Annotated in this window: 10 protein-coding genes and 2 tRNA genes; 3 read left to right on the forward strand and 9 right to left on the reverse strand. The window is 44.0% G+C overall.

Annotated features, from left to right (window positions below):
- Together bamC and dapA are read right to left on the reverse strand one after the other, a co-directional pair.
- Positions 1 to 907: outer membrane protein assembly factor BamC (gene bamC / locus A3735_RS21830; protein ID WP_068638636.1), on the reverse strand; the 907-nt coding region annotated here is incomplete at its 3' end.
- Entirely contained in the window at positions 907 to 1,782 is an 876-nt protein-coding gene (dapA, locus tag A3735_RS21835; RefSeq protein WP_068507802.1) for a 4-hydroxy-tetrahydrodipicolinate synthase, read from the reverse strand. The genes bamC and dapA, both read right to left, overlap by 1 nt.
- 179 nt (positions 1,783 to 1,961) lie before the next feature.
- Between dapA and A3735_RS21840 the strand changes: the two genes are divergently transcribed.
- On the forward strand, positions 1,962 to 2,504 hold the full coding sequence (locus A3735_RS21840) for a glycine cleavage system protein R (RefSeq protein WP_068507804.1): 543 nt from the start codon (positions 1,962 to 1,964) through the stop codon (positions 2,502 to 2,504).
- Positions 2,505 to 2,553: 49 nt separating this feature from the next.
- Positions 2,554 to 3,015 carry a peroxiredoxin gene (locus A3735_RS21845; protein WP_068507806.1) on the forward strand — a complete coding sequence of 154 codons (462 nt, stop codon included), beginning with the start codon at positions 2,554 to 2,556 and terminating at the stop codon, positions 3,013 to 3,015.
- 51 nt (positions 3,016 to 3,066) lie between these two features.
- Here the strand turns inward: A3735_RS21845 and A3735_RS21850 are convergent, their stop codons facing one another.
- The gene (locus A3735_RS21850; RefSeq protein ID WP_068633754.1) at positions 3,067 to 4,134 is read right to left on the reverse strand and encodes an AI-2E family transporter; all 1,068 of its coding nucleotides are present in this window, start codon (positions 4,132 to 4,134) and stop codon (positions 3,067 to 3,069) included.
- 84 nt (positions 4,135 to 4,218) lie between these two features.
- The gene (locus tag A3735_RS21855; RefSeq protein ID WP_068507810.1) at positions 4,219 to 4,455 is read right to left on the reverse strand and encodes a sulfurtransferase TusA family protein; all 237 of its coding nucleotides are present in this window, start codon (positions 4,453 to 4,455) and stop codon (positions 4,219 to 4,221) included.
- A gap of 180 nt (positions 4,456 to 4,635) precedes the next feature.
- Between A3735_RS21855 and A3735_RS21860 the strand changes: the two genes are divergently transcribed.
- Positions 4,636 to 6,075 carry a M48 family metalloprotease gene (locus tag A3735_RS21860; protein WP_068507813.1) on the forward strand — a complete coding sequence of 480 codons (1,440 nt, stop codon included), beginning with the start codon at positions 4,636 to 4,638 and terminating at the stop codon, positions 6,073 to 6,075.
- A 35-nt stretch (positions 6,076 to 6,110) separates the two neighbouring features.
- Here A3735_RS21860 and nadA read toward each other — a convergent pair whose 3' ends face one another.
- The 5 genes from nadA to pal all read right to left on the reverse strand — a co-directional run bounded on the left by nadA (position 6,111) and on the right by pal (position 9,296).
- On the reverse strand, positions 6,111 to 7,151 hold the full coding sequence (gene nadA / locus A3735_RS21865) for a quinolinate synthase NadA (RefSeq protein ID WP_068507815.1): 1,041 nt from the start codon (positions 7,149 to 7,151) through the stop codon (positions 6,111 to 6,113).
- A 260-nt stretch (positions 7,152 to 7,411) separates the two neighbouring features.
- A tRNA-Lys gene (locus A3735_RS21870) sits at positions 7,412 to 7,487 on the reverse strand.
- Positions 7,488 to 7,610: 123 nt separating this feature from the next.
- Positions 7,611 to 7,686 (reverse strand) — tRNA-Lys (locus A3735_RS21875).
- Between the two features lie 114 nt (positions 7,687 to 7,800).
- Positions 7,801 to 8,703: a tol-pal system protein YbgF gene (ybgF, locus tag A3735_RS21880; RefSeq protein ID WP_068511016.1), complete on the reverse strand. Its 903-nt coding sequence runs from the start codon at positions 8,701 to 8,703 to the stop codon at positions 7,801 to 7,803.
- A 5-nt stretch (positions 8,704 to 8,708) separates the two neighbouring features.
- Entirely contained in the window at positions 8,709 to 9,296 is a 588-nt protein-coding gene (gene pal / locus A3735_RS21885) for a peptidoglycan-associated lipoprotein Pal (protein WP_231872114.1), read from the reverse strand.
- Between the last annotated feature and the right edge of the window lie 100 nt (positions 9,297 to 9,396).

A 9,396-nucleotide genomic window follows, 5' to 3' on the forward strand; every position in this document is an offset into this window, starting at 1 on the left:
GCTCTTCCGTCGAAAACCATGAATCCAGCTCATCTCGACTTAAATAACTGACAAAGTACTTTCCTTGCGACTGATCTATATCAGAAACCAGCACCTCTGAAGCTTTAAGCGCTTTACCTACTTCTCTCCATGACCGAAGGTAACTAAGGTTTAGCTTTAGGTACTTTCCGCCTTGATCATCTTCTAGCAAAAAAACACGTGGTTCACCACTAATGTCATTTGCAAGTAGGGAGTGTCTATTTCGCTGGACATCTGAACTAACAAACTCGCCAACCGCATTTAGTATCTTTGTTTCAACCTTAGGTAAAGATGCAGCCTTACTCCATGAGGCTTCAGTAAGAACACCTCCCGCTGGCACTAGCTTCACCTGTAGCTCGGCAGTATTGCGCCTAACACCTTGAAGTAAGTTTGCCAGTAAAGCAACCTGCCCTGTCATCCCGGACTCACGCACAAGCTCATACAACGGTGAGCTTTCGGCAATAGCCTGAGTCATTACATAACCCTGCTGGATTAACTGCTGGCTAGTTTTTACGCCCTGCTCTTGCCAAAAAAAATCGAGCATTGGCCAAACTTTTCCTGGCGAAGAGTACAAGCGCAGCCAGGTCTGATCTTCAATTGACTCAACCAAATATGGATCTGCACTTAAAGCTGCCGTAGCATTTGGAGGTTTAGGTAGCTCATAACCCTCCTGATCAGAACTGGCCGCTTTACGATCAACGTTCGGAATAGGATAACGAGAACCAATTTTTAGATCTGAATACCCCTCCGGCACAGTAATCCTTTGGCTTGTCTCAGCAGCATTGTACTCCCCAGATCTGTCTTTGATCAGCCCACATGCCGTTAATGCGAAAGCAGAAAAAACCAGTAAGGCCCGACGGGCAATAATTTTAATAGTTATATCACTCATCAAATCAGTTTTTTCGCTGTTAACGCAGACTCTACTTGCGAATGATATTGTTTGCTTAGCTCAGTCAATGGCAAGCGAATACCTGAGCCAATCAGACCCATTCTATTTAACGCGAACTTAACAGGTATGGGGTTAGCTTCAACGAACATTGCTTCGTGAACTGACGCCAACTGATCATTCAAAGTTTGAGCTTGCTCAGCCTTACCATCAAGCGCTAGGCGACAAAGCTGACTCATCTCAGCAGGAAGTACATTAGCTGTAACTGAAATATTGCCTTTGGCACCCGCCAAGATCAACTTATAAGCAGTTTCATCATCACCCGAATAGACCGGCATTTTGCCATTTAAGGACTTGATGAGTTCACTGCCACGAGCAATATCACCTGTGGCGTCTTTAATGCCGACAATATTAGGTACATCAGCTAAACGAAGAACCGTCTCGTTCTGCATATCAACAACTGTTCGACCCGGTACGTTGTAAAGAATCTGATCAATTTCTACTGCTTCAGCAATCGCTTTATGATGAAGGTATAGGCCTTCTTGAGTAGGCTTGTTGTAATATGGCGCCACCAGCAAGCATGCATCAGCACCAAGCTTCTTAGCTTCACGCGTGAGTTCAATAGCCTCTGAAGTAGAGTTTGCGCCTGTGCCAGCGATAACAGGAATTCTTCCAGCAATACGTTTAATTATATGATCGATAACGCTGCAATGCTCTGCAGGGTCGAGCGTTGCAGACTCACCAGTGGTACCAACAGCAACAATAGCATTAGTTCCTTTTTCGACATGGAAGTCCAGCAGGGAATCCAAACGTTCCCAATCAAGACTTCCGTCTTCAAACATGGGCGTTACCAGGGCAACAATGCTGCCTTCAATCATATTGATCTCCAAGAAAATATCTGCGCACTTTTTACTCAAAAACAGATACTGAAACGGTACAAAGTAAAAACAATCGCGTATGTTAATGCCGAGATGGTTTTTTCACAAGTAAACATGCCTTACTATATGGCAAAGAAACAAAAATATCGTCCAACAACCCACTCAACTAAGGCGAAATTATGGGCAATACAGATCACAAACCAAACTTTTTGGTTATTTCTTCTATTGGCACCGACAAGCCAGGTATCGTTAATGAGCTAGCAAAAGCCTGCTCGACCAACCAATGCAATATCATAGACAGTAGAATGACAGTGCTCGGGGGCGAATTCGCCGTGATAATGATGGTTTCCGGCGCTTGGGATGCTATAGCAAAACTTGAAGCGAGCCTACCAGCACTGTCCGAGTCACTTGGTCTTACCACCACTGCGAAGCAAACACAGCAGCGGGACAGCCACCCTGCACTAGCGTATACGGTTAGCGTTGTTGCATTGGATAACCCGGGTATCGTTCACGAGATTGCACAGTACTTTTCCTCTCAGAATATAAACATTGATGATTTGCAAACCGGAACCTACAGTGCCCCGCACACCGGTACACAAATGTTTAATCTATCAATGACAATTCGACTGTCAGCTGATACTCACATTGCTAGCTTGAGAGATGAGTTTATGGACTTTTGCGACGAACGTAACCTCGACGCGATCATTGAACCTTTGCGCTAGCAAACTTATTTAACTTAACACTACACAGCAACTAAGGGCTACGCATAAAATGGTAACTTTAAACGAAAAGGTCGGTGCCTTCACTGCCGCAGCAACGTCAGAAACAGAGATAACGAATGACAGCTTAAAGGGCAAAAATACGGTTATTTATTTTTACCCAAAAGACAACACGCCAGGCTGCACAACTGAAGGCCAGGAGTTCAGGGACTCAATTAAAGAATTTGAAGCCTGCAACACTCAGATTCTAGGTGTTTCAAGAGACTCTATGCGCACTCACGAGAACTTTAAAAAGAAACATGAATTCCCTTTTGAGTTAATCAGTGATCCGGAAGAAGAATTTTGTAAGCTTTTTGACGTAATTAAACTTAAAAAGCTTTACGGCAAAGAATATATGGGAATTGAACGCAGCACCTTTATCATCAATGCAGAAGGCACTCTTGTTAAGGAATGGCGCAAAGTAAAAGTCAAAGGCCATGTTGCTGAAGTACTCAAGGCTTGCAAAAGTCTCTAGTCAAAAGAAGTGGCGCCATAACAAGCGCCACTATTACTAAATTTCGCTAGTTTAGATAGAAGTTTCTACTCCCCCTCTTCTTGGCCAGGCAGTGACAACAGCCTTTATCATCGTAGCCAGAGGGATGGCAAAAAACACGCCCCACACCCCCCAGATACCACCAAAAAATAATACCGATACAATTATTACCGCTGGGTGAAGATTAACAACCTCTGAAAATAGCAATGGAACTAGAACGTTTCCATCGATCACCTGAATCACCAGAAAAATTAGCATGACGTAGTAAAACTCTTCATGCAGGCCAAATTGGAATAAGGCAATGAGCGCTACGGGTATTGTCACCAATATGGCACCAATGTAAGGAATAACAACAGATAAGCCAACCAGAATAGCCAATAGAGCCCCATAATTAAGACCCATAAAAATAAAGCCAATATATGTTGTTCCACCTACAACCGCGATTTCAACAAACTTTCCTCGAACATAGTTTGCGAACTGGAGATTCATCTCCTCCCAAACCTGAGTCATTAAGCGCCTATTCTTGGGCAAGATACCGACAATAGAGTTAACGATTGAGTCTCTGTCTTTAACAAAGAAAAAAACCAACAAGGGCACGACAATCAAATAGATCATAGCCGTGATAAACACGGGAACACCCTCAATAGATTGTGACACTAACCACTGACCGAAATTAGCAACCTCTCCTGTAGCCTGCTGAACTAAGGCATCAAGCTCCGATATAGTAATAATATGAGAATAATCTTCTTGTAGGGTAAAAATATGAGATTTAAGATTGTTAAGAATATTGGGCGCATCTCCGACCAACGATGAGAGCTGTCGCCATACCAACGGCATTACCGAAAATATAAAACCGAACACTACCCCTAGGAATAATATATAAGAACTGTAAATCGCAGCCTTATTGTTCATTCCCTTGGACACGAGATAAGCAATAAAGCCTTGAAGCACATATGCGAGGATAACGCTGGCAATAACCGGCGCCATAATGTCGCCCCAAAGCGATATAAACACCAAACTTGCGCCGATTAAAATCAAAAGCACAACAGCTTCTTCGTCTGAAAAATATCGGTCAACCCAAGACCGTAATACCTGGAGCATAAATTTGCCTAAAAGAGGTTTGAAACCGGACACTTACTAAAATCAATGCCCATAAATTAGAATACTAAGCGGGAATGAAACGCCTTAGCGCTTAATAATATAGTACACAAAGCGCGACGATTCTAAGTCTTCTTCAGAAGATTCGATTAACTCATGAGCTGTTAAAGCTATAAACGAAGCGAAATCCCTAACGGAGCCCTTATCAGTGGCGATCACTTTGACACATTCACCAGCCGACATCTTATTTAATTGCTGTTTAGCTTTGAGCAACGGCATCGGACAGGCCTCACCAGAAGCATCTACTAAATAATCGAATTGCATAACTACCTATCAATAAAAACAAAACCCAAGGAAAGAACATCTTATAGCAGCGACAGGAGGTTATACAAGCTAATCTCAGACAGCTGCCACCCTAGTTCATTCTGACAAAGTATTCACTTGCATCTGCTCCGAATTCGGCCTATATCTAAGAACCTAACACACCATACAATACAATCGAAGATGCCACGACGACAAAGCCTTAGCTTTTTACTACTCTGCTTACTAATATCGAGCACTCACGCAGACTCGAGCACTGATACAATCCCTAGCCTTGGCAATAGCTCGTCAAACCTCGTTTCAATCCAGCAAGAAAAAGCCCTAGGCAACGCTTGGTTGCGCACATTTAGACGCCACACCCAAGCCTATGATAATCCTTTAGTCACCGAATACCTCACCAACCTTGTATATAAACTCGCGCCAAACTCTGCCGTAATCGATCGCGACTTCACCATTACAATTGTCGACAATCCAAGCCTAAATGCCTTTGCAGTACCTGGTAGCATTATTGGCGTAAACGCAGGGTTATTCTTTAACGCCAATACCGAACAAGAATTTGCATCCGTTATTGCTCACGAACTCGCCCACCTCAGCCAACGACACTACGCCCGCATGCTCGAACGACAAAAGCTCGCGGCGCCACTGACACTCGCCGGCTTTCTGGCAAGCGCAATTATTGCTGCGACAGCTGGTTCAGAAGCTGGCGTCGCTGCACTGGCAAGCACTCAGGCACTTAGTGCAGAGAAACAACTAAAGTTTTCACGCAAAAACGAACAAGAGGCTGACCGCCTAGGTATTAAGATTTTAGCAAACTCAGCTTTCGACCCGCGAGCAATGCCAAAGATGTTTGAACGCATGTACAAACAAACAGGGCTCAGAGCAGAGAGCCTCCCAGAATATCTATCAACACACCCTCTGTCCGATACGCGAATTAGTGATACGCGAGGGAGGGCTGAGCAGTACCCCAGAGCACGCTATCGAGATGACATTGACTTTCACTTTAGTAAAAACATGATCATTAGTGACTATGCGGAATCCAGGCAAGCTGCAGTTGAATACTTCAACAATATTCTGCAAAAGGGTAATACGACACAAATTAGTACCGCGACATTTGGCCTTGCCTATGCTCACCTAAAAACCAAGCCCCTCAAAACGATTGAGCTTCTGGAAAAACTATTAGAGCAGTATCCTAACCAGATATCGATCAACACCATCTATGCGCAAGCATTATCCAATGCCAGCCGCCACACCGATGCAATCAGCACCCTTGAGCAACAATTAAGCAGGAACCCTCACAACTACTCTTTATCTCGAGCGCTGGCAAAAGCGTATCTTGATGCAAACAAAATTAAGGAATCGAATCATCTACTCACTAAAATGAGCCTACGTTACCCTGAAGACCCCGAGATTTGGTACTTACTTGCTGAGGTAGCGGGGCTCGCTGGTGATATCGCGCATTTGCACCAAGCACGAGCAGAATATTTCTACCTTACCGCTAGAATGAATCAAGCTATCGAGCAGCTTAGCCTTGCCTTGAAAAAAACCACAAGTGAGCTTGATGAACTTAAGATCCAGTCAAGACTGGACCTCTTCTATGCCATCAAAGAAAACCCGCTGTTTTAAACGCGCAAACAGGGTGAATGGAAAGCCAAAGTTATTTACAACGTAGCTGAGAAGTCTAGCATTCTCTGAAGGGACTTAAGTGCACCAGCTCTTAATTCGGAGTCGACCTCTACTTCGCCACTCCCCTCACTTAATGCCAAGTACATATTTTCCAGGTCGTTCATTGCCATCCACGGGCAATGTGCACAGGATCGGCAGGTCGCTCCAGAACCGGCAGTGGGCGCTTCGATAAAGACTTTCTCAGGCGACAACTGCTGCATTTTATAGAAGATACCGTTATCTGTAGCGACGATAAATTCTTGATTCGGCAACTCTTGCGACGCTTTGATAAGCTGAGTCGTTGAACCGACCGCATCAGCAAGTTCAACCATACTTTGCGGAGATTCCGGATGCACAAGTACCGCGGCATCAGGGTAAACCTTCATAAGGTCCTTTATACCCTGCCCCTTAAACTCCTCATGAACAATACAAGAACCCTGCCACATTACCATGTCAGCCCCTGTTTGCTTCTCTATGTAGTTACCTAAATGCTGATCAGGCCCCCACAGTATCTTTTCACCACGTTTATCAAGATAACTTACAAGCTCTAAGGCCATGCTTGAGGTGACTACCCAATCTGCACGGGCTTTAACAGCGGCGGACGTGTTAGCGTAAACAACGACAGTTCGATCAGGGTGCTGGTCACAAAATTCTTCAAACTGTTCAATCGGGCAGCCAATATCTAGTGAGCAAGTCGCTTCGAGCGTTGGCATTAGTACAGTTTTTTCCGGGCTGAGTATCTTTGCCGTTTCGCCCATAAAGCGCACACCAGCAACCAACAGAGTCTCAGCTGAGTGTTCCTTACCAAACCTCGCCATCTCTAGAGAGTCTGAAATGCATCCCCCAGTCTCTTCAGCCAATGCCTGTACAATAGGATCTGTATAGTAATGCGCAACGATAACGGCGTTCTTTTCTTTAAGTAGCGATTTAATCTTCTCTTTGTAATCTGCAACCTTGGCCTGATCTAATTCTCTAGCCGAGAGATGCTCATGCGCTAAATGCTCTTGAACCAAAACGCGATCTTCAATACTTGCCATGTCGTTCCTATCTAAAGATATATCTAAAGTTCGAATCTATTTTTCTTACTAACTAGAAGCCACTCAAACACACAATACACTAATGTGAAGCTGCACCTAAAATTTGGGTGCCATAGTATAATCCTTGTGACAGTAAAATCTATAATTGATTGAGTACCAACGCAAGCAGATCGAAGCAGCGAGCGCAGACTAACAAATGACTATATGTTAAAACTAATGAATTAGCTGGAAATATTGGGACAGCGGACTTTCGAAGGGAATGGTGGGTCGTGCAGGATTCGAACCTGCGACCAATTGGTTAAAAGCCAACTGCTCTACCAACTGAGCTAACGACCCGCTGGAATCTTGTGAACTAGCGATGCTAGTAACATCAAGTTTAGACAATGTTTTTCAACATTTTATGCTCATCGATCGGCTCTGTTGCCACCAACTTCTCTACATTAGAACAGCGGAGAAAAATGGTGGGTCGTGCAGGATTCGAACCTGCGACCAATTGGTTAAAAGCCAACTGCTCTACCAACTGAGCTAACGACCCGATGAGGCGCATATAGTAATGATTTTTAAGAAAATAACAAGCGCAATTTCAAAAAAATTACATTAGTTTTACAGTTTTATAAAATTATACGAAAAATCTATAAAATTCAGTCGCTTAGCGATTGATCTTATAACTTTTTGCTAGTTTGGCAGCGGTACTATCAGGAAATTGCTTTTGAACCTCACTTAAGTATCTTTGAGACTCAGTCGGGTTCTGTAAGCGATCATATGCCACACCAAGCTTAAATAGAGAGTCAGCAACCTTACTGTGACCAGGGTATGCCTGCACAACGATAGAGAAAGCTTGTCTAGCCTGCTCTAGCTGAGGTAAGACTAAGTAAATCTCTCCCAACCAATAATAGGCATTACCTGTTAAAGGCCCATCTGGGTATTTCTCGATAAACGTGTAGAAACTTGTAACCGCCTCGTCAAACTTTTTGTCTTTGATAAGCCCATAAGCCTCTTGATATGCCTGCTTTGCTTCAGCCGAACTGGCTTTTTTGGGCTCGACAGCGACATCAGTAACAACACTTGCTTTCGTACCTTCTGACTCTCCATTCACACTTAGGCTAGGCGAAACGACTGAGGATGTATTGGAAACAGTAGAACTCGACCCACTTGACTTGGCTTGCTTGGACAAAGCCAACACTCTTGAGTCCAGGTCAAGATATCTAGCCTTCGCATTTCGCTTTAAGTGACGTATCTCATTAGCTTGCTCTTCTACAACACCTCTAAGAGCCTTAAGCTGCTGCTGCAATTCCTCGATCATAAAAAACAATTCACTATTTGCAGAGCTTTGAACCGGCAGTGCGACAGGCGCACTAACAGGCCGAGCCGAAGGCAACGCTGTTTGTTCAGCAGGCGCTGACGCTTCGGGCGCAGAATTGTTTTGTTCTGACTGAAAAATTAGTGTTCGCGCAGAAAGAGGAGCAGAAATAACAAGAAAGGACAGGAGGGTAACTGGTAATAGCGCCGGAGCTGAAAAACAGCTCCGCGCGAGAGTCTTATCAATCATCATAATGATTATTGATACTCAATATAAGCTCTTCGGTTTTGAGCCCATGCTGCTTCGTTATGGCCAGCATTTGCAGGACGTTCTTCACCGTAGCTAACTACTTCAATTTGAGCTTTAGAAACACCATTTACAATTAGGAATTTAGCAATCGAGTTACCACGACGCTCACCTAATGCAACGTTGTAACCCTTAGTGCCACGCTCATCACAGTGACCTTCAATCACAACTTTTGACGATGGGTTAGCAGATAAGTAAGCCGCGTGAGCTGCCAATGCAGGACGTGACTCAGACTTAACAGTTGACTGGTCAAACTCAAAGTAAAAAGTTCTCATTTCACGCAAAGCGGCTTGCTCGGCCATAGCAGCTTCTTTAGCTCTTTGAGCAGCCTGCTCTTCAACACTAATTTGATCAGCGTCTGGTGCACCTGAAACTGTACCGCCGGTTGAAGCACTGTCTTCAGATTGGTTTTCGTCTTGTGCAGCTGGAACTTCGTCTGCAGTGAACTCATCTTCAGTACTTAAGCTTTCACAACCAGTTAGTACTAAAATCGAAAAAATAAGCGCCAGGAACAGCTTGATCGAATTTAATTTCATCATCTTACCTTCATTTTTTTGGTGGGGATTCAAGTATTCTTTGTCAAATCGTACGCTTTTCACACTAAAATCATTTGACTTATTATCATACAAAGCTTACCGG

It is taken from the genome of Oleiphilus sp. HI0061 (assembly GCF_001635675.1).

Coding starts and splice junctions, on each gene's coding strand:
- A3735_RS21840 (WP_068507804.1), top strand. CDS start 1,962: ATGGGCAATACAGATCACAAACCAAACTTTTTGGTTATTTCTTCTATT.
- A3735_RS21845 (WP_068507806.1), top strand. CDS start 2,554: ATGGTAACTTTAAACGAAAAGGTCGGTGCCTTCACTGCCGCAGCAACG.
- A3735_RS21855 (WP_068507810.1), bottom strand. CDS start 4,455: ATGCAATTCGATTATTTAGTAGATGCTTCTGGTGAGGCCTGTCCGATG.
- A3735_RS21860 (WP_068507813.1), top strand. CDS start 4,636: ATGCCACGACGACAAAGCCTTAGCTTTTTACTACTCTGCTTACTAATA.
- A3735_RS21850 (WP_068633754.1), bottom strand. CDS start 4,134: ATGCTCCAGGTATTACGGTCTTGGGTTGACCGATATTTTTCAGACGAA.
- pal (WP_231872114.1), bottom strand. CDS start 9,296: ATGATGAAATTAAATTCGATCAAGCTGTTCCTGGCGCTTATTTTTTCG.
- dapA (WP_068507802.1), bottom strand. CDS start 1,782: ATGATTGAAGGCAGCATTGTTGCCCTGGTAACGCCCATGTTTGAAGAC.
- ybgF (WP_068511016.1), bottom strand. CDS start 8,703: ATGATGATTGATAAGACTCTCGCGCGGAGCTGTTTTTCAGCTCCGGCG.
- nadA (WP_068507815.1), bottom strand. CDS start 7,151: ATGGCAAGTATTGAAGATCGCGTTTTGGTTCAAGAGCATTTAGCGCAT.